Below are 20,375 nucleotides of genomic sequence, written 5' to 3' on the forward strand. Positions count from 1 at the left end.
AGTTCGCACCAGCAGCAGGGGCGTTCCGATGCCCTCTGCTGCTGACCACAAAATGAGGAGCACGATGGAAGTCTGGCCTGGAAATGCCTACCCGCTGGGAGCTACCTTTGACGGCACCGGCACCAATTTCGCCCTGTTCAGCGAACGGGCCGAGCGGGTGGAACTCTGCCTCCTGTCCGATGACCTGACCGAAACGCGGATCGAACTGACCGAGGTGGACGGCTACGTGTGGCACTGCTACCTGCCGCACATCCAGCCCGGCCAGAAGTACGGCTACCGCGTGCACGGGCCCTACGATCCCGCCAGCGGCAACCGCTTCAACCCGAACAAGCTGCTGATGGACCCTTACGCCAAGGCCGTCCAGGGCCAGATCGACTGGGACCCGGCGCTCTTCTCCTACGAATTCGGTGACCCCGATTCCCGCAACGACGCCGACTCCGCCCCGCACACCATGCACGGCGTGGTCATCAACCCCTTCTTCGAATGGGACGGCGACCGCCAGCTGAAGATCCCGTACCACCAGTCGGTCATCTATGAAGCCCACGTCAAGGGCCTCACCGAACTGCACCCGGAGATCCCCGAAGAGCAGCGCGGCACCTATGCCGGCGTGGCCCACCCCGCGGTCATCGACCACATGAAAAAGCTCGGCGTCACCGCCATCGAGCTCATGCCGGTCCACCAGTTCGTCAACGACGGCACCCTGGTGGAAAAGGGCCTCAACAACTACTGGGGCTACAACACCATCGGCTTCTTCGCCCCGCAGAACACCTACAGCTCCACCGGCGACGTCGGGCACCAGGTCCAGGAATTCAAGGCCATGGTCCGCGACCTGCACCGCGCCGGCATCGAAGTGATCCTCGACGTCGTCTACAACCACACCGCCGAAGGCAACCACCTGGGCCCCACGCTGTCCTTCAAGGGCATCGACAACCAGGCCTACTACCGACTGGTGGACAACGACCTCAAGCACTACATGGACTACACCGGCACTGGCAACTCGCTGAACGTGCGCCACCCGCACTCCCTGCAGCTGCTCATGGACTCCCTGCGCTACTGGGTCACCGAGATGCACGTGGACGGCTTCCGCTTCGACCTCGCCTCCACCCTGGCCCGCGAGTTCTACGACGTGGACAAGCTCTCCACCTTCTTCGAACTTATCCAGCAGGACCCCGTAGTCTCCCAGGTCAAGCTGATCGCCGAGCCGTGGGACGTTGGCCCCGGCGGCTACCAGGTGGGCAACTTCCCGCCGCAGTGGACGGAATGGAACGGCAAGTACCGCGACACGGTCCGCGACTTCTGGCGCGGCGAGCCCTCCACCCTGGGTGAATTCGCGTCCCGGCTGACCGGCTCCGCCGACCTGTACGAAAGCTCCGCCCGCCGGCCGGTGGCCTCGATCAACTTCGTCACCGCCCACGACGGTTTCACCATGCGCGACCTGGTCTCCTACAACGAGAAGCACAACGAGGCCAACGGCGAGGGCAACAACGACGGCGAATCGCACAACCGGTCCTGGAACTGCGGCGTTGAAGGCGACACGGACGACGACAAGGTCCTGACCCTGCGCGCCCGCCAGCAGCGCAACTTCATCGCCACCCTCCTGCTTTCCCAGGGCGTGCCCATGCTGCTGCACGGCGACGAACTCGGCCGCACCCAGCAGGGCAACAACAACACCTACTGCCAGGACTCCGAGCTCAGCTGGATCCACTGGGAAGCCATGGACCAGCCGCTGGTGGAGTTCACCGCCTTCGTCAACAAGCTCCGCCACGACCACCCGACGTTCCGCCGCAGCCGCTTCTTTGACGGCCGCCCGGTACGCCGCGGCGAAGGCGAGAAGCTGCCGGACATCGTTTGGCTGAAGACTGACGGCACCGAAATGCTGCCGGAGGACTGGGGAAGCGGGTTCGGCCGGACCATCGGTGTGTTCTACAACGGTGACGGCATCCAGGAACAGGATTCCCGCGGCCGGCGCATCACCGACGACAGCTTCATCATGGCCTTCAACGCCCACGACGACGTTGTGGACTTCTGCCTGCCCTCGGACGAGTACTCCCAGTACTGGGAGGTCCTGATCGATACGGCCAAGCAGGCCGATGCCTACGAGCCCCTCAAGGCGAAGGCGACGCTGACGCTGGAAGCGAAGTCGATGGTGGTGCTGCGCGCCTACTCTGGCCCCGAGGAAGAAGTGGACCTTTCCGCTGCGGCTTCCCTGGCCTCAATGGCCGAGCATGAGGAAGCCCAGGAGGAGATGGTGGAGGCCCAGACCAAGGCCGCGGAAGCAAGCGAGGCAAAGGCAACGAAGGCATGAGGACCCCGGTCTCCACCTACCGTTTCCAGATCCGCAGCAGCTTCACCCTGTTCGACGCCGCCGCGCAGGTCCCGTACCTGAAAGACCTCGGCGTGGACTGGGTATACCTGTCGCCCATCCTCACCGCGGAGAAGGGCTCGGACCACGGCTATGACGTGACCGACCCCTCCGCCGTGGACCCTGACCGTGGTGGCCCGGAAGGGCTGCTGGCCCTGTCCAGGGCGGCCCGCGAACACGGCATGGGCGTCCTGGTGGACATTGTGCCCAACCATGTGGGCGTGGCATCCCCGCCGCAGAACCCCTGGTGGTGGTCCCTCCTCAAGGAAGGCCGCGAATCGCCCTACGCCGAAGCATTCGACGTCGACTGGGACCTGGGCGGCGGAAAGGTCCGGCTCCCCATGCTGGGCTCCGACGCTGACCTGGACAAGCTGGAGGTCAAGGATGGCGAACTCCGCTACTACGACCACCGGTTCCCCTTGGCCGAGGGCTCGTACACGGAAGGTGACTCTCCGCAGGAGGTGCACAGCCGCCAGCATTACCAGCTGATGGACTGGCGCCGTGCCGACGCCGAGCTGAACTACCGGCGCTTCTTTGCGGTCACCACGCTCGCCGGCATCCGGGTGGAGGTGCCGTCCGTGTTCGAAGAGGCCCATGCCGAGGTGGGCCGCTGGTTCACCGAGGGCCTGGTGGACGGGCTCCGCGTGGACCACCCGGACGGCCTGGCCGATCCCGCAGGCTACCTTCGCTGGCTCAAGGACCTCAGCGGCGGCGCGTACGTCCTGGTGGAGAAGATCCTTGAACCCGGGGAAGTGCTGCCGCAGGAGTTCGCGTGCGAAGGCACCACCGGATATGACGCCCTGGCGGACGTGGACCGAGTCTTCGTTGACCCGGCAGGGCAGCAGGCGCTGGACGCACTGGATGCCCGGCTGCGCGGTACCGCTCAGCCCGCGGACTATGCCGAAATGATCCGCGGCACCAAGCGCATGATCGCCGACGGCATCCTGCGCTCTGAGGTGCTGCGGCTGGCCCGGCTGGTTCCGGAGTCCTACGGGCTGGAGCTGGACCAGGCAGCCGACGCCATCGCCGAGATCATCGCGTCCTTCCCCGTGTACCGGTCCTACCTGCCGGTGGGCGCCGACGTCCTCAAGGAGGCCTGCGAGTCAGCCGCCGCGCACCGGCCGGACCTGGACGTGGCGGTGGGAACCCTCCTTCCGCTGCTGCTGGATCCTGCCAATCCCATTGCCATCCGGTTCCAGCAGACCTCCGGCATGGTCATGGCCAAAGGCGTGGAGGACACCGCTTTCTACCGCTACACCCGGCTGGGCACCCTGACCGAGGTGGGCGCCGAACCCACTGAGTTCTCGGTGGCGCCGGAGGAATTCCACCAGAGGATGCAGCGGCGCCAGCAGGACCTGCCGCTGTCCATGACCACCCTGTCCACCCACGACACCAAACGCAGTGAGGATGCCCGGGCACGGATCTCGGTCATCGCCGAACTGCCGCAGGAGTGGGCGGAAACGCTGGAGACCCTCCGCGGCCTGGCGCCGATCCCGGACGGCCCGTACGAGAACCTGCTGTGGCAGGCAATCATCGGAGCCTGGCCTGCCAGCCGGGAACGGCTGCAGGGCTACGCCGAGAAGGCTGCCCGGGAGGCGGGCAACTCCACCAAGTGGACAGATCCCAACGAGGATTTCGAGTCCACGGTGAAGGCCGCTGTGGACGCAGTCTTTGACGACGCCAAGGTCGCCAAAGTGGTGGCGGATTTCGTGGCCCGCATCGACGCCCACTCCGCGGCAAACTCGGTGTCCGCCAAGCTGGTCCAGCTGACCATGCCCGGCGTGCCGGACGTGTACCAGGGCAGCGAGTTCTGGGAACGCTCGCTGACGGACCCGGACAACCGCCGTCCCGTGGACTTTGGCGCCCGGCAGGCGGAGCTGGCAAAGCTCGACGCCGGCACCTTGCCGGACGCGGGCACGGAGGCCAGCAAGCTTTTGGTCACCTCGCGGGCCCTCCGGCTGCGCCGGGACAAGCCTGAGCTGTTCCAGGGATACACGCCGGTGGAAGCCACCGGCGCGGCCGCCGCGCACCTGCTCGCCTTCAGCCGGGGAACCGATCCATCCTCCGGTGCCCTCACGTTTGCCACCCGGCTCCCTGCCGGACTGGAAGCCGGCGGCGGGTGGCGGGACACCGCCGTCGACCTTTCAATCACCATGCGGGACGAATTCACGGGAACCAGCCACGGTCCGGGCCCGGTTTTGGTGGCAGAGGTCCTGGGTACCTACCCGGTGGCCCTGCTGGTACCTGCGGATGGAGAAAAGGCATGACCCTGGTCAACGTTGGACCCGAACGCTTCGACGTCTGGGCGCCGGACGCCAAGTCCGTCATCCTGCTGGCCAACGGCCGGCAATACCCCATGCTGGAGAAGGAAACGGCGCCGGGATCCGAAGGGTGGTGGACCGCCCCCGACGCTCCTGTGGACGGTGACGTGGACTACGGCTACCTGCTGGACGGCGACACCACCCCCATTCCCGATCCCAGGTCCCGACGCCTCCCCGCCGGCGTGCATGAGCAGTCCCGGACCTACGATCCCGCAGCCTATGCATGGCGGGATTCCGGCTGGCGCGGCAAGGACCTGCAGGGTTCGGTGATTTACGAACTCCACGTGGGCACCTTCACCCCCGAAGGAACCCTGGACGCGGCCGTGGAGAAACTGGGCTACCTGGCGGACCTGGGCATCGACTTCGTGGAGCTGCTGCCCGTTAACGGCTTCAACGGCACCCACAACTGGGGCTACGACGGCGTCCAGTGGTACACCGTCCACGAAGGCTACGGCGGGCCGGCTGCGTACCAGCGTTTCGTCGACGCCGCCCACGCCGCCGGGCTGGGCGTCATCCAGGACGTGGTCTACAACCACCTTGGCCCCAGCGGGAACTACCTGCCCAAGTTCGGCCCGTACATGAAGCAGGGGGACGCCAACACCTGGGGCGACTCCGTGAACCTGGACGGGCCCGGCTCGGACGTGGTCCGCGAATACATCCTGGACAACGCCGCACTCTGGCTGCGCGACTACCACGTGGACGGGCTCCGCCTCGACGCCGTGCATGCTCTGAAGGATGAACGCGCGGTGCACATCCTGGAGGAGCTGGGGGCTTTGGGCGACGCCATCTCGGCCGAGACCGGGCTGCCCAAGACGCTCATCGCGGAATCGGACCTCAACAACCCGCGCCTGATCTATCCCCGGGACACCAACGGGTACGGCCTGGCCGGGCAGTGGAGCGATGACTTCCACCACGCGGTGCACGTCAGCGTCAGCGGCGAGACCACCGGCTACTACTCGGACTTCGAGTCCCTGGCCGTAATGGCCAAGGTGCTGAAAGACGGGTTCCTGCACGACGGCAGCTACTCCAGCTTCCGTGGACGCCATCACGGCCGGCCCATCAACGCCGCCCTGGCGCACCCGGCGGCGCTGGTGGTCTGCAACCAGAACCACGACCAAATCGGCAACCGCGCCACCGGGGACAGGCTCTCGCAGTCCCTGTCCTACGGACAGCTCGCCGTGGCCGCGGTCCTCACACTGACATCGCCGTTCACGCCCATGCTGTTCATGGGCGAGGAATACGGCGCCACCACGCCGTGGCAGTTCTTCACGTCCCACCCGGAACCGGAGCTCGGGAAGGCCACCGCGGAAGGCCGCATCAAGGAGTTTGAGCGCATGGGGTGGGATCCCGCCGTCGTGCCTGACCCGCAGGACCCGGAAACCTTCCGCCGGTCCAAGCTGGACTGGGCCGAGGCCTCCAACGGCGACCACGCACGGCTCCTTGAGCTGTACCGGGCGCTGACCGCGCTGCGCCGTGAGCATTCGGAGCTGGCGGGGCTCGGCTTTGGTGAGACGGAAGTGTCGTTCGAGGACGACGCCGGCTGGCTGCGGTTCCGGCGGGGCAGCGTTGAGGTGTTGGTGAATTTCTCGGACGCGAAGGTCCGGTTGGACGAAGCCTCCGGCAGCGTCCTGCTGGCCACGGACGAAGGAACCGCCCTGGACAGCGGATCCCTTGACCTGGCGCCCTGGAGCGCCGCGATCCTCAAGTCCTGAAACGAAGGGTTGCGCCGCGGACTGGGTCCGCGGCGCAACTTTTTCTGCTGAGCGCTAACATTCGGCGTGTTGCCCACGTCACGACTGGCAGGATGGAATGTATGACTTATTCAGCAGCGGACAACCGCTACGAATCAATGCCCTACCGCCGCGTGGGCCGCAGCGGACTCAAACTCCCGGCGATCTCCCTGGGACTGTGGCACAACTTTGGCGACGACAAGCGCTTCGAGGAACAGCGGGACATCCTCCGCCGTGCCTTCGACCTCGGCGTTAACCACTTCGACCTTGCCAACAACTACGGCCCGCCGGACGGGTCCGCCGAAACCAACTTTGGCCGGCACCTGCGGGACGACTTCAAGCCGTATCGCGACGAACTGGTCATCTCCACCAAGGCCGGCTACTACATGTGGCCCGGACCCTACGGTGAATGGGGTTCCCGCAAGTACCTGATCTCCAGCCTGGACCAGTCCCTGCAGCGCATGGGCCTGGAGTACGTGGACATCTTCTACAGCCACCGGCCCGATCCGGAAACGCCCATGGAAGAGACCATGGGTGCCCTGGACTACGCCGTCCGCTCCGGCAAGGCACTGTACGCCGGCATCTCGTCCTACACTCCGGAGCAGACCCTCGAGGCCGCCCGCATCCTCAAGGAATTGGGTACGCCGCTGCTGATCCACCAGCCGAGTTACTCCATGCTCAACCGCTGGACCGAGGATGGCTCGCCAAACCTGTACGAGGTGCTGGACCAGGTGGGCGCCGGATCCATCGCCTTCTCGCCCCTGGCGCAGGGCATGCTCACGGACCGTTACCTCCACGGCATCCCCGAAGACTCCCGGGCAGCCAAGGCCCGTTTCCTCTCGGAGGACTCCATCACCGAGGAGAAACTGGACCGCGTCCGCGGGCTGCGGAAGATCGCCGAGGGCCGCGGACAGTCCCTGGCCCAGATGGCCATCGCATGGATCTTGCGGGACCAACCCAAGGGATCGCCCGTCACCTCCGCCCTGATCGGCGCCTCAAGTGTCCGGCAGCTGGAGGACAGCCTGTCCGCCATCAACAACCTCAGCTTCTCCGATGACGAACTGACCGCCATCGACGAATTCGCGGTGGAGTCGGACATCAACCTCTGGAAGCAAAACGCCTGACGGATGATTCTTACGTGACGGGACCTGGCGCAACCGCGCCCGGTCCCGCTGCGTTGGGTAGTATGAAAAGGCGCCGCGCGGCGCCGTGCCAGCCGGCCGCCGTCGTACTTTCTGCGAGGCAAACCCGGCCGGCTGACGTTTGTCCCCAAAGGAGTTCTGTGTCTTCACATCCGATCCGTGTTGCAATCGTTGGCGTGGGCAACTGCGCCGCCTCGCTGGTGCAGGGCGTCCAGTACTACAAGGATGCCGATCCCGCTGAGACCGTTCCCGGCCTGATGCACGTTGAGTTTGGCCAGTACCACGTGGGCGATGTTCAGTTCGTCGCCGCGTTTGATGTTGACGGCAAGAAGGTCGGCGTCGACCTTTCCGACGCCATCCTGGCCAGCGAGAACAACACCATCAAGATCGCCGACGTCCCGCCCACCGGTGTCACCGTCCAGCGCGGCCACACCCTTGACGGGCTGGGCAAGTACTACCTCGAGACCATCGAGGAATCCACCGATGAGCCCGTGGACGTGGTCCAGGCACTCAAGGACGCCAAGGTTGACGTCCTGGTCTGCTACCTGCCCGTCGGTTCCCAGCAGGCGGCGGAGTTCTACGCCCAGGCCGCGATCGACGCCGGCGTTGCCTTCGTCAACGCCCTGCCGGTCTTCATCGCCGGGACCAAGGAGTGGGCTGACAAGTTCACCGCCGCCGGTGTTCCGATCGTCGGTGACGACATCAAGAGCCAGATCGGCGCCACCATCACCCACCGCGTCATGGCCAAGCTGTTCGAGGACCGCGGAGTGACCCTGGACCGGACGTACCAGCTGAACGTCGGCGGCAACATGGACTTCAAGAACATGCTGGAGCGTGACCGGCTGGAGTCCAAGAAGATCTCCAAGACCCAGGCCGTGACCTCCAACGTGGAAGCCGAACTGGCTGCCAAGGATGTGCACATCGGCCCGTCCGACTACGTGCAGTGGCTCGATGACCGCAAGTGGGCGTTCGTGCGCCTGGAGGGCCGCAACTTCGGTGACGCCCCCGTGTCGCTGGAGTACAAGCTGGAGGTCTGGGATTCCCCGAACTCCGCCGGTGTGATCATCGACGCGATCCGCGCTGCCAAGATCGGCCTGGACCGCGGCATCGGCGGCCCGCTGCTCTCGGCTTCAAGCTACTTCATGAAGTCCCCGCCGGAGCAGTTCAACGACGACCTCGCCCGCGAGAAGGTCGAAGCCTTCATCCGCGGCGACCTGGAGCGCTAAACGCCGCTCTTCTGTCGTTTTAGGCGCTCCCTCACCCTCCGGGGTGGGGGAGCGCCGCCGGTTAACACGCCCGCTCACCTTTGACACGTTTCCCGGCGACGCCCGCTCACTTTTGGCGGCTTTTCTGGCGACGCCCGCTCACTTTTGGCGGCTTTTCTGGCGACGCCCGCTCCACGTCTGGTCTGCTGTCTAGCAACGCCTGCTCAACTTTGGTCAGTTCTCAAGCAACGTCCGCTCACCTTTGTCGGGTTTTTTGGAAACGCCCGGTCACCTTCTCGTTGGCCAGTGGTTTCGTCAAACCGGCGAAGAGCATGGTCGGGCTCCGAAGGCAGCGAATTGAGTACCAAAGACGCTCAGGGTACCTCCCGCGTCGTTCAGCCTTCCTTCGCAAATCCCGACGTGACGCTCGCATCCGCCACGGGATTCCTCATCGCTCGCTTGATCTTCTTGATAGCGGCAGCGAATCCGTCCTTCTGATCGGTCTTGTCGACGACGATGACCGTCCACCCGGCCGCTTCGAAGGCCTTGTCCCTTCGCCGATCGCTCAGGCGCTGTGCTTCCAGAAGGTGGTGGCCGCCGTCGTACTGGATCGCAGTTCTTCGCTGTCGAAAGCCGAGGTCGGCAGAGGGTGATCTTGGGTCTCCTGGGCGAAGTGGCAGCTGCAACTCCGGCGTCGGAAGACCTGCGTCCAACATGGCCAACCGGAGGAAGGTCTCGGGCGCAGAGTCCGATCCAACCCGCACTAATTCCAGTGCCTGCCTCGCACGCACAACCCCTTGAAGATTTGGATGACGGGCAATCATGCCCCGTAGTTCCTCTACCGTTGAGTAAGCGTCCTCCCGGCCCTCCAGTTCGGGACGGGGCAGTCGAACCAAGTGGTCCGCCATGGCCACCATGTCTTCCAGAGGCAGAAGCCTCGCCATGTCCAGCCACGTGCGTGCCCGTGTGCTGATCCACATCCCCTCGACGAACTCCACCTCGCCAGGCTTCACAATGACCCGATGGCCGTGGATACCTTTCCTGCGGGCTCCGGGAAGCGCCGTTGGCTTGCTGAGATGCAGCTCGCTCGAGTCTGACAGCCAGGCGGGCAGGAGAGAACTGTGGAGGCGAGCCGCTGTGACATGGGAAATCCATGCTCCGGGTGTCGCTTCTGATAAAGCACGGGCGGCCTCCCCGAGGCAGAAGTCCCATGCAGCAGGGCGGTAGAGGCCCCGGCTGACGTGTTCGATGTCGGCGCCGCGCAGGCGGTTGTGGTCCAGTCCGGCGCTCTTGGAGCTCTCAACCGTGAAAGGTCTGTTCGCCAGATGCGGAGGTAAGGGCAGACGGGATCGCATACTGCATTCTTATGCAAACGGTGCTGGCACGTGTGGAGTTATCCACAGGCTGAAACGTCATCCCATCTCTGCCGTCGCTCCCTGGGGTGTGGACTGAGCGGCGGTTTTGGGAGGCCTGCCAGAGGTGAGCGGGCGTTGGGGGAAGGGCTGCGAAAGGTGAGCGGGCGATGGGGGAAGGGCTGCGAAAGGTGAGCGGGCGTTTGAGGGAGGCCTGCCAGAGGTGAGCGGGCGTTGGGGGATTTAGTGTCAAAGGTGAGCGGGGTTCTAGGTGAGGCCCACGGGATTGCCGTCCGCGTCCACGTCCATGCGCAGGGCGGCCGGGACGGCGGGGAGGCCGGGCATGGTCATCACGGCCCCGGTCAGGGCCACGATGAAGCCCGCACCGGTCTTGGGCAGCAGGTCGCGGACGTGGATGGTGAAGCCCTTCGGGGCCCCGAGCCGGGAGGCATCATCCGTGAACGAGTACTGCGTCTTGGCCATGCAGACCGGCAGACCGCTCCAGCCGTTGCGTTCGATGTCGGCCAGCCGCTTCAGAGCCGGCACCGAGAAGTCAACGCCGTCCGCGCCGTAGATCTCCTGGGCAATGGTCCGGATCTTGTCCTCCACCGGCAGCCCCAGGGCGTAGAGGTGCCGGAAGCTGTTGGGTCCCTCCGCCGCCTGCAGCACCAGGGCCGCCAGCTCGTCACCGCCGTCGCCGCCGCCGCCCCGCCCCCACACGTCGGCCACGGCGGCGGCTACGCCTTCGGCAGCACACCATGCCAGCAGCCAGTCGAGTTCCTCCTGGGAATCGGAGGAGAACCTGTTGATCGCCACCACGGGCGTTACCCCGAACTTCTCCACGTTCCGCACATGCCGGCGCAGGTTTGCCACCCCCGCTTCGAGCGCAGCTACATCCGGCTGGGCCAGCTGGTTCTTTGCCATCCCGCCCTGCATCTTCAGGGCCCGAACGGTGGCCACTACCACGACGGCGGACGGCGCCAGGCTCCCGTACCGTGCCTTGATGTCCATGAACTTCTCCGCCCCGAGGTCCGCGCCGAAACCGGCCTCTGTGACCACAATGTCCGCGAGCCGACGGGCGGTCTGCGTGGCAATCAGTGAATTGCAGCCATGGGCGATGTTCGCAAAGGGACCGCCGTGGACCAGGGCGGGCGTGCCGGCGATGGTCTGGACCAGGTTGGGTTTGATGGCCTCCTTCAGGAGCAGCGTCAAGGCGCCTTCCACCCCGAGGTCCGCTACCGTCACGGGCACCCGGTCATACGTGTAGCCGAAAGTAATGCGGCCCAGCCGCGACCGCAGGTCGGCCAGGTCCTTGGCCAGGCAGAAAACGGCCATGACCTCGGAGGCCACCGTGATGTCGAACCCGTCCTGCCGCGGCACGCCCTGCGAAGGCCCGCCCAGACCAATGACCACCTCCCGCAGGGCCCGGTCGTTCATGTCCAGCACGCGCTTGAACGTCATCCGGCGGGGATCGATATTCAGTGCGTTGCCCTGGTAGATGTGGTTGTCCACCAGAGCCATGAGGGCGTTGTTGGCCGATGTGATGGCGTGGAAGTCGCCGGTGAAGTGCAGGTTGATCTCATCCATGGGCAGCACCTGTGAAAAGCCGCCGCCGGTGGCACCGCCCTTCATCCCCAGGACCGGACCCAGCGAGGGCTCCCGCAGCGCAATCATCACCTTCCGGCCGGCCCGGGCCAGGGAATCCGCCAGACCCACGGTGGTGGTCGATTTTCCCTCGCCCGCCGGGGTGGGGGACATGGCAGATACCAGTACCACTTTGCCGTAGGGCGCCGGCGCTGCCAGCCTGGCCGGATCAATCTTGGCCTTGTACCGCCCGTACTGCTCCAGGGCTTCCGGGTTCACCCCTGCGGCAGCGGCGATGTCCGCGATCGGCCGGATCCGGGCGGCCCGGGCTATCTCAAGATCAGAAGGGAGAGCAGACATCCTTGTCCTTTCCCACGCAGTTCGTCCTGCGCAGTCCATTCCTGCACCGGCAGGCGCCGGAGGCATGCCCCTAAGCTAACAGCACCCAGGGCGTCGGCGAAGGAAAATCAGGAAGCGGGAATCACCGGGGCCAGGCGAAGGCCCACAAAGTTCTCGACGGCGGCGTGGTAGCTTTCCAGCGTGATGGCAGCGGTGCGCTGCCAGCCGGAGTTCTGGGCACGAATGGCTGCAGCCCGGCCCAGGTCCTCGCGGGTGGCGGGATCGTCGTACAAAGCTTCGAGGGCATCGGCCCAGTCGGCTGCGTGGTGGCCGTCCACCAGCAGGCCGGTCCGGCCGTGGAAAATGGCGCGGGAAAGCCCGCCCACCCGAGTGGCCACCACGGGCGTGCCGCAGGCCTGCGCCTCGAGCGCCACGAGCCCGAAGGACTCGCTGAAGGACGGCATCACCACAACGTCCGCCGCGCGGAACCAGGACGCCAGCTCAGGTGCCTTCACGGGCGGAAGCTGCGTGACGACGTCGTCCATTCCTGCCTCCGCAATAAGGCAGCGCAGGTTGAATTCCTTGTTGCCGCTCAGGGCGCCGAGGATGGTGACGCGCAGATCGATGTCCGGGCGGCGTTTCCGCAGCAGCGCTGCCGCCTTGACCAGGACGTGCGGGCCTTTCAGCCGCTGGATGCGGCCGGCGAACACGAGGTGGAAGGTCTCCGGGCTGATGCCGTGCCGCGCCCGGGACCGTGCACGGAATGCGGGGGTGAAGGTGGCCAGGTCCACGCCGGGAGGGGCGATGTCGATGCGGTCGTAGGTGGCGCCGTAGTGGGAGACGAGTTCGGCTGCTTCCGAGCTGGTGTTGGCAATAAGCCTGGCCGCGCCGTCCACGATGCGGTGCTCGCCCACCTCGCGCCGGCGCGGTTCCGGCTGCTCGCCGGACTCCAGCAGCAGGTTCTTGACCTTGGCCATGGTGTGCATGGTGTGCACCAGCGGCACGCCCCACAGCTCGGACAGTTCCAGCCCCGCGATTCCGGACACCCAGTAATGCGAATGGATGACGTCGTAGCGGCCGTGCGGCTGGCGGCGCCGGATCTGCTCGATCTGGGCCACCATGGCATGCAGCAGCCCGGGAAGCTCTTCTTTGGGGATCTTCCGGGGCGGGCCGGCCAGGACGTTGTGCACGCACACACCCGGATCGGGGTGTTCGACGGCGGGCTGGTCGGCTGAAGTGGCGCGCGTGAAGATCTCCACCTCCACACCCGCTTCGGCAAGCGCGGACGCCAGCTCGCGGATGTAGACGTTCATTCCGCCGGCGTCACCGGAGCCCGGCTGTTCCATGGGGGAGGTGTGGAGGGAGAGTAACGCGACCCTGCGGATCAGTGCCACGGGACCTCCTTCCGGCAGCCGGCAGGTGTGAGGGGAGCCGGCTCAGTGCGCATTCGATAAAACATTACTCCTTCCCCTAACGCCTGCCGCCCTCCCACATCTTCCCCAACGCCGGGAAAGCCTGCTCGTAACCCGCCAGGAGCTTCGCCGCCAGGTCCGGCGAATCCACGAGCGGGTGCTGGGCGAAGGCTTCCAGTGCCGCGTTTCGGTTGCCGGTGGTGGCCGCGCGGACCACGAGCCGTTCCACCTCCTTGACCCGCTGGAGCAGCTCCAGTTGCGCGCCGGCCGGTGCCTGCTGCGGTAGCGGGACCGCCCCGGTGGCTGTCACGGTGCAGGGAATCTCGACGACGGCGTCCGCGGGAAGGCCGGGAATGGCGGGTTGGGGAGCGGCTGCTGCAGCCGTGGGGGACGCTGGTGGGTGGGCTTCGGGTTGCCCGGCGGGGGTGAGCGTGTTCCGGGTGTTCAGGACCAGTTGGGTGTCCCCGCCGCCGGCGAGTGCCCGCATAGCCGACAGCGCCACCCGCTCATAGCCCCCGCCGGCCAGGTCCTCCTCGGCCCGGCGCTCGCCGTCGTGCCGCGCCTCGGCCAGGTAGCCCTCCTCGCGGGAGCGCCGCGCCACCTCCCACAACCGGTAGGCGTCAGGCCCGGCAGAGGCCAGCCGGGGATACAGCTCCTGCTGCTGCCGGTGGATGCTTTCGCCGCGGGTCTGCGCCATTGCCTGCATGGCCAGCCGGGCTGCGTCGAGTCGGTAGTAGTAGTACAGGTACTCGTTGGGAAGCATGCCCAGTTCCGCCAGGAACGGCTGCGGGAAGAGCCGGCCTTCCTCGAACGACTGCAGCGCCCCGGCGTCGGCCAACAGGGCAGGCAGCACGTCCCGGCCGCCGGACTCCAGCCGGTACAGCCAGCCCAGGTGGTTCAGCCCGTAGTAGCCCACGCCGTCGAGCCGCCCCTCCGGCAACTGCACGCGGGCAGCGGCCGCCGCCCGCTGGACCAGCCCGCCCGCAGAATCACAGATCCCGATGACCCGGGGCCCCAGGACCGGAACCAGCGCCTCGGTGACCATTCCGGCGGGGTTGGTGAAATTGATCAGCCACGCCTCCGGACAGTGTTTCCGCATGAGCCGGACAAGGTGCAGCATGTGCGGAATGGTCCGCAAGGCATAGGAAATCCCCCCGGCCCCCGTGGTTTCCTGCCCCAGCAGCCCCAGGTCCTGCGCCACCGTCTCGTCCGCAACGCGCCCCGCCGTGCCGCCCGGCCGGATCGCGGCGAACACCATGGTGGTGCCGGACAGGGCTTCGGCAAGGTTGGTGGTGGCCTGGACCGGAAGACGGGAACTGTCGCCCGGGGGCATGCTGTCCAGCACCGCGGTGACGGCATCAAGGCGGCCGGGATCGACGTCGTACAGCACCAGTTCGGTGACCAGCCCGGAGAAGCGGCCGGACACCAGGGCCCGGAATATCAACGGAACCCGGAAACCCCCGCCGCCGGCAATCAGAAGCCGCATACCTGCAGTCTAGGACCAGCCTCCGACAGCCCGTCCAGACCTGTCAAAAGTCCCTACCGCAGCTGTGTGGCACGGCGTATCCTGCGCACTATGGACGCCATCCCCGCACGCCCCTTCGACCCCTTGGCTGCCGTCCGTTCGCCCGTTGAACCTGGATTCGACCTCCTGCTGGCCGGAACCGTGTTCCAGGACATCATCTTTACCGGCCTGCCCCACGGGCCCGAACCCGGCACGGAAATCTGGAGCGACGGCATGGGCAGCTGCCCCGGCGGGGTGGCGAACCAGGCCATCGCCGCTGCCAGGCTGGGGCTGCGCACCGGGTTGGCTGCCGCGTTCGGGGACGACGGCTACGGGGACTTCAACTGGAAGATCCTCTCCGGCCAGGAACACGTTGACCTCAGCCTCTCCCGCCGCGTCCCGGGCTGGCACTCCCCGGTGACGGTGTCGCTCTGCGTGGACCAGGACCGCTCCCTGGTGACCCACGGCCACTCTGCGCCGGTGACGAACTCCGAGCTGATCGGGGACCCGCCCAAGGCGCTCGCCGGCATCGCCGAGGTGGGGCTGGAAGTGGAACCGTGGGCCCGGGCAGCCCATGCCGCCGGGCTGAAACTGTTCGGGGACGTGGGGTGGGACCCCAGTGGGGAATGGGCCCCCGTGCGGCTCGAGAACCTTCAGTACTTTTACGCCTTCCTGCCCAACCAGCGCGAGGCCATGGCGTTCACGGGCAAGGACAATCCGTGGAGTGCCCTCTACGCGCTGGCGGACCGTGTTCCGGTGGCCGTGGTGACCCTGGGTCCTCAGGGCGCCATGGCCGTGGACTCGGAAACCGGTGAAGAGGAGTGGGTCCCGTCGCTTCCGGTCAAGGCACACGACCCCACCGGAGCCGGTGACTGCTTCGACGCGGCGTTCATTGTGGGAACGCTGGCCGGCTGGCCCCTGGGGGACAGGCTCCGGTTCGCCAACCTCTGTGCAGCCCTGGCGGTGCAGGAGGTGGGCGGCTCGCTGGCCGCCCCGGGCTGGGGCGACATCGCCGACTGGTGGAGACGCGCCAATGCCCGTCCGGAACGGCAGACGAGCCAATGGCTGCGGCGCTTCGGGTTCCTCGCGGACATCATCGAAGACGTGCCGCTGGCAGCCCAGCGCCGGGCGTCCGCCACCATCGCTCACCTGTCGGATGCCTAGGAAGTGCTGGAGGCCCTGATTATTCGGCGCGAAGTGCCCGCACTAGAATCACTTAGGTGACCTACCCCGCAACAACCGGTGAATTCAGCGCTGCCTCCGGGCCGGACCCCCGCCACGAGCGGTCCGCCGTGATCGACCTGGACGCCATCCGGCACAACGTCCGCCGGCTCGCCGCCGCCGCTTCCCCCGCGAAAGTCATGGCCGTCGTCAAGGCGGATGCGTACGGGCATGGCGCCGTTCCCGTCGCCCGCGCAGCCCTGCAGGCCGGCGCGGCATGGCTCGGCGTGGCCCACATTTCCGAGGCCCTCGCACTGCGGGCCGCCGGCATCGACGCGCCGCTCCTCGCCTGGCTGCACACCACCGACAGCAATTTCGGCGCTGCCGTGGCCGCCGGCGTGGACATTGGCTGCTCCGGGTGGGAGCTGGAACGCATCGTGGCTGCGGCCCGTGAACAGGAGCGCCCGGCACGGGTGCACCTCAAGGTGGACACCGGGCTGGGACGCAACGGAGCCACTCCCGAGGCCTGGGACCGCCTGGTGGGGGAGGCCGTGGAATACCAGGACCAGGGCCTGCTGCGCGTGGTGGGCATCTTCTCGCACCTGGCCGTGGCAGACGAGCCGGAGCGGCCCGAGACGGACGAACAGCTGGCCGCATTCAGGGAGGCGCTGGCCATTGCCGAGGACGCGGGCGTGGACCCCGAGGTCCGGCACCTGGCCAACACCCCCGCCACACTGTCCCGGCCGGACACCCACTTCGACCTGGTCAGGGTGGGCTTGGGCATCTACGGGCTTTCGCCGTTTGACGGGCAAACCTCCGCAGAGCTCGGGCTCCGCCCCGCCATGACGCTGCGCACCCTGGTGTCGCAATGCAAGGAAGTCCCCGAGGGCCAGGGCGTCTCCTACGGCCTGCATTACCGCACCCGGACAGCGAGCACCCTGGCCCTGATTCCCATGGGCTACGCCGACGGCGTCCCCCGGATTGCCTCCGGCGGGCCCGTCCGCGTGGGCGGGAAGACCTACCCGGTAGTGGGCCGAATCGCCATGGACCAGATGGTCATCGACCTTGGGCCGGAGGCATCCGGGGCCGCACTGCAGGGGACGGAAGCCGTGCTCTTTGGTGACGGTGCCGACGGCGGACCCACCGCGGAGGACTGGGCCCGCGCCGCCGGAACCATCAACTATGAGATCGTGACCCGCATCAGCCCCCGTGTTCCGCGCCGCTTCATCAATGAGGACGAGCCGGCGCGCAACGGCCAGGGCCTGGTGGGCGTGCCCGGCGCAGCGGGGGCCGCATGAGCGCGCCTGAACAGTTGGCCGCCAACCAGGCCGCCAACTGGGAAAAGACGTTTACGGCGACGACGGCGGACCAGACGCACGCGTTCGGCGCACGTTTGGCGGAGGTGCTGCAGGCCGGGGACCTGCTGGTGCTGTCCGGCGAGCTGGGTGCCGGAAAAACGACGTTCACCCAGGGCCTGGGCGAGGGCCTGGGTGTCCGCGCCGGCATCATCTCGCCCACGTTCGTCCTGGTCCGGATCCATCCCAACCTGCCCGACGGCCCGCGTCCCGGCGGCCCCGACCTGGTGCACGTGGACGCGTACCGGCTGGGTTCGGCGGCGGAGATCGACGATATCGACCTCGAAAATACGATGGATTCGTCCGTGACGGTGGTGGAGTGGGGGCATGAGCGGGTGGAGCACCTGAGCGACAGCCGGCTGGAGATCGACCTGCTGCGCGCCATCGGGCTTAGTACCGGGGCCCCAGGAGCCGCAACCGGAACCCTTGACTTCGACGGCGAAGACACCGATGAGCCCCGCACCATCGTGATGCGCGGGTACGGGCCGCGGTGGGCAGCTGCCCCGGAACTGGGCGGCCCGGAATTGGGCGGGCCCGACCTGGGTGCGCCGGGAGGAAACGTCCCATGCTGATCCTCGCGATTGACACTTCCGCGGTGGCCAGCGCGGCGCTGCTGTCCAATGAAGCCCCTGAAGGCGTGCTGGCCAGCTTCGCCACTGAGGACACCCGCAGCCATGCGGAGGTCCTCGCGCCGGGCATCCACGCCATGCTGGCGGACGCCGGCGTCACCGGGCAGGACATCGATGCGCTGGTGGTGGGGGTAGGTCCCGGCCCCTTCACCGGGCTGCGTTCAGGCATTGCCACGGCACGGACACTCGCCTTTGTCTGGGGCAAGCCCCTGCACGGACTGATGAGCCTGGACGCGGTGGCGCTGGAGGTGGCCGAATCCACGGCCGCGGTCCCGGAGTTCCTGGTGGTGACCGATGCCCGCCGGAAAGAGGTCTACTGGGCCCGCTACAGCCTGGACGACGGCCAGTTGCCGAAGCTGGAGGACGGCCCGCATGTCGGATTCGCCGCTGACCTGCCGGACCTGCCCGCATTCGGCGCCGGTGCCGGGCTCTACGAAGACGTCCTGCAGGCCCATCCGGAGTTCGCCGCGGAGCAGCCTGACGCGCTGTACCTTGGCCAGTTCGCCCTGGCCAGGCTGGCTGCGGGGGATACCCTGCCGGACACCACACCCCTGTACCTGCGCGAATCCGATGCCCAGGTTCCCGGACCACGGAAGCGGGCACTGTGAGTACCCACCCGGCACCCCGCATGGCAGGTGTCACCGTCCGCGACATGACCCTGGATGATGTGCCCGGCGTCGGCGCGCTGGAGCAGCAGCTGTTCCCGATTGACGCCTGGCCCGTGCACATGTTCATCGACGAACTCTCCCAGCCGGAGACCCGCCGCTACCTCGTGGCGGAGACCAGCGACGGCATTGTGGGCTATGCCGGGCTGATGTGCATCGAGCCCATCGCGGACATCCAGACCATCGCCGTCGTCCCTGACTATGAGGGGCGCGGCATTGGCAGCACCCTGCTCAGGCAACTGATCGGGGAGGCCAGGCACCGCGGTGCGGCCGACGTCCTGCTCGAAGTCCGTGCCGACAACCCGCGGGCGCAGCAGCTGTACGTGCGGTTCGGTTTCGAGCAGATCCACATCCGGCCCCGCTACTACCGCGACGGGGTGGACGCCCTGATCATGCGGCTCCAGCTCGCCGAACCCGACACTGATGGCCAACACGCAACGGAGGAAGGCCAGCCATGAACCGCTCACAGCCCCTGGTGCTGGGCATCGAATCATCCTGCGACGAAACCGGCGTCGGCATCGTCCGCGGCACCACCCTCCTCACCAACACCGTCTCTTCCTCCATGGACGAGCACGTCCGGTTCGGCGGCGTCATTCCCGAGATCGCTTCGCGTGCCCACCTGGACGCGTTCGTCCCCACCCTGGAGCAGGCACTGGCAGACGCCGGTGTGGGCCTTGACGAGGTGGACGCCATCGCCGTGACGTCCGGGCCCGGGCTGGCCGGCGCACTGATGGTGGGCGTATGCGCCGCCAAGGCGCTCGCCGTCGCCACCGGCAAGCCGCTGTACGCCATCAACCACCTGGTGGCGCACGTGGGCGTGGGACTGCTGGATGACCGTGCCAGCGGCCGGAAGCAGGAGCTGCCGGAGAACCTGGGCGCCCTGCTGGTGTCCGGCGGACACACCGAAATCCTGCGGATCAGCAGCATCACCCGCGACGTGGAGCTCCTGGGCTCCACCATCGATGACGCCGCCGGCGAGGCCTACGACAAAGTGGCACGCATCCTGGGCCTCGGTTACCCGGGCGGCCCCGCCATCGACAAGGTGGCCCGCGGGGGCAACCCCAAGGCCATCCGCTTTCCCCGCGGCCTCACCCAGCCCAAGTACATGGGCACGGCGGAGGAGCCTGGGCCGCACCGGTATGACTGGTCCTTCAGCGGCCTCAAGACGGCGGTGGCCCGGTGCGTGGAGCAGTTCGAGGCCCGTGGGGAGGAGATCCCGGTGGCTGACATCGCGGCCGCCTTCCAGGAAGCCGTGGTGGACGTGATTTCATCCAAGGCGGTGCTGGCCTGCCGTGAGCACGGCATCCGGGATGTCCTGCTGGGCGGCGGGGTGGCCGCGAACTCACGCCTGCGCGAACTGACCGGGCAGCGCTGCGCCTCCGCCGGCATCCGGCTGCACGTGCCGCCCCTGGACCTCTGCACGGACAACGGCGCCATGGTGGCGGCCCTTGGCGCGCAGCTGGTGATGGCCGGCGTGGAACCCAGCGGAATCGGCTTCGCCCCGGACTCGTCCATGCCGGTCACCTCGGTATCTCTCCCGGCGTGACGCCAGTAGGCCCGGCGGCAGTAGGCCCGCCCAACCCGTCGCGGGGCACTTTGGGAGCGTCGCCGTCG

The 20,375-nt window shown here is 67.2% G+C and carries 15 protein-coding genes; 11 read left to right on the forward strand and 4 right to left on the reverse strand.

What is annotated here, in order from left to right; genetic code table 11:
* The first annotated feature begins 64 nt into the window (after window positions 1–64).
* From glgX to ASG86_RS12120, 5 genes are all read left to right on the forward strand, one after another.
* Window positions 65–2,305 carry a glycogen debranching protein GlgX gene (glgX, locus tag ASG86_RS12100; protein ID WP_056334388.1) on the forward strand — a complete coding sequence of 747 codons (2,241 nt, stop codon included), beginning with the start codon at window positions 65–67 and terminating at the stop codon, window positions 2,303–2,305.
* The gene (gene treY / locus ASG86_RS12105; protein WP_056334391.1) at window positions 2,302–4,629 is read left to right on the forward strand and encodes a malto-oligosyltrehalose synthase; all 2,328 of its coding nucleotides are present in this window, start codon (window positions 2,302–2,304) and stop codon (window positions 4,627–4,629) included. The genes glgX and treY overlap by 4 nt, the downstream gene beginning before the upstream one ends.
* Window positions 4,626–6,395 (forward strand): malto-oligosyltrehalose trehalohydrolase, encoded by a 1,770-nt coding sequence (gene treZ, locus ASG86_RS12110; protein WP_056334394.1) that lies wholly within the window; start codon window positions 4,626–4,628, stop codon window positions 6,393–6,395. Before treY ends, treZ begins: the two co-directional genes overlap by 4 nt.
* Window positions 6,396–6,496: 101 nt before the next feature.
* The gene (mgrA, locus tag ASG86_RS12115; protein WP_056334396.1) at window positions 6,497–7,537 is read left to right on the forward strand and encodes an L-glyceraldehyde 3-phosphate reductase; all 1,041 of its coding nucleotides are present in this window, start codon (window positions 6,497–6,499) and stop codon (window positions 7,535–7,537) included.
* A gap of 158 nt (window positions 7,538–7,695) precedes the next feature.
* The gene (locus tag ASG86_RS12120; RefSeq protein ID WP_056334397.1) at window positions 7,696–8,781 is read left to right on the forward strand and encodes an inositol-3-phosphate synthase; all 1,086 of its coding nucleotides are present in this window, start codon (window positions 7,696–7,698) and stop codon (window positions 8,779–8,781) included.
* A 374-nt stretch (window positions 8,782–9,155) separates the two neighbouring features.
* Here ASG86_RS12120 and ASG86_RS21135 read toward each other — a convergent pair whose 3' ends face one another.
* The 4 genes from ASG86_RS21135 to ASG86_RS12140 all read right to left on the reverse strand — a co-directional run bounded on the left by ASG86_RS21135 (window position 9,156) and on the right by ASG86_RS12140 (window position 14,933).
* Entirely contained in the window at window positions 9,156–9,758 is a 603-nt protein-coding gene (locus ASG86_RS21135; protein ID WP_327019827.1) for a hypothetical protein, read from the reverse strand.
* A gap of 621 nt (window positions 9,759–10,379) precedes the next feature.
* On the reverse strand, window positions 10,380–12,056 hold the full coding sequence (locus ASG86_RS12130; RefSeq protein ID WP_056334401.1) for a formate--tetrahydrofolate ligase: 1,677 nt from the start codon (window positions 12,054–12,056) through the stop codon (window positions 10,380–10,382).
* A gap of 107 nt (window positions 12,057–12,163) precedes the next feature.
* Window positions 12,164–13,429, reverse strand: coding sequence for a D-inositol-3-phosphate glycosyltransferase (mshA, locus tag ASG86_RS12135; protein WP_056334404.1), 1,266 nt, complete (start codon window positions 13,427–13,429; stop codon window positions 12,164–12,166).
* Between the two features lie 76 nt (window positions 13,430–13,505).
* Window positions 13,506–14,933: a family 4 glycosyl hydrolase gene (locus ASG86_RS12140; protein WP_056334405.1), complete on the reverse strand. Its 1,428-nt coding sequence runs from the start codon at window positions 14,931–14,933 to the stop codon at window positions 13,506–13,508.
* 90 nt (window positions 14,934–15,023) lie between these two features.
* Here ASG86_RS12140 and ASG86_RS12145 point away from each other — a divergent pair, with 90 nt between their 5' ends.
* Genes ASG86_RS12145 through tsaD form a run of 6 tightly spaced genes read left to right on the forward strand, consistent with a single transcriptional unit; the run spans window position 15,024 to window position 20,307 of the window.
* Entirely contained in the window at window positions 15,024–16,115 is a 1,092-nt protein-coding gene (locus ASG86_RS12145) for a carbohydrate kinase family protein (RefSeq protein WP_056334406.1), read from the forward strand.
* 56 nt (window positions 16,116–16,171) lie between these two features.
* On the forward strand, window positions 16,172–17,410 hold the full coding sequence (gene alr, locus ASG86_RS12150; protein WP_056334412.1) for an alanine racemase: 1,239 nt from the start codon (window positions 16,172–16,174) through the stop codon (window positions 17,408–17,410).
* A complete protein-coding gene (gene tsaE, locus ASG86_RS12155) occupies window positions 17,407–18,039 on the forward strand; it encodes a tRNA (adenosine(37)-N6)-threonylcarbamoyltransferase complex ATPase subunit type 1 TsaE (protein ID WP_056334415.1) in 633 nt (210 codons plus the stop codon). The genes alr and tsaE overlap by 4 nt, the downstream gene beginning before the upstream one ends.
* A complete protein-coding gene (gene tsaB, locus ASG86_RS12160; protein ID WP_056334417.1) occupies window positions 18,033–18,704 on the forward strand; it encodes a tRNA (adenosine(37)-N6)-threonylcarbamoyltransferase complex dimerization subunit type 1 TsaB in 672 nt (223 codons plus the stop codon). Before tsaE ends, tsaB begins: the two co-directional genes overlap by 7 nt.
* Before the next feature lie 20 nt (window positions 18,705–18,724).
* Window positions 18,725–19,219, forward strand: a complete 495-nt coding sequence (rimI, locus tag ASG86_RS12165; protein WP_056334420.1) for a ribosomal protein S18-alanine N-acetyltransferase — start codon at window positions 18,725–18,727, stop codon at window positions 19,217–19,219.
* The gene (gene tsaD / locus ASG86_RS12170) at window positions 19,216–20,307 is read left to right on the forward strand and encodes a tRNA (adenosine(37)-N6)-threonylcarbamoyltransferase complex transferase subunit TsaD (RefSeq protein WP_056334421.1); all 1,092 of its coding nucleotides are present in this window, start codon (window positions 19,216–19,218) and stop codon (window positions 20,305–20,307) included. The genes rimI and tsaD overlap by 4 nt, the downstream gene beginning before the upstream one ends.
* Window positions 20,308–20,375 lie beyond the last annotated feature (68 nt).

Source organism: Arthrobacter sp. Soil764, from assembly GCF_001428075.1.
GTDB lineage: Bacteria > Actinomycetota > Actinomycetes > Actinomycetales > Micrococcaceae > Arthrobacter.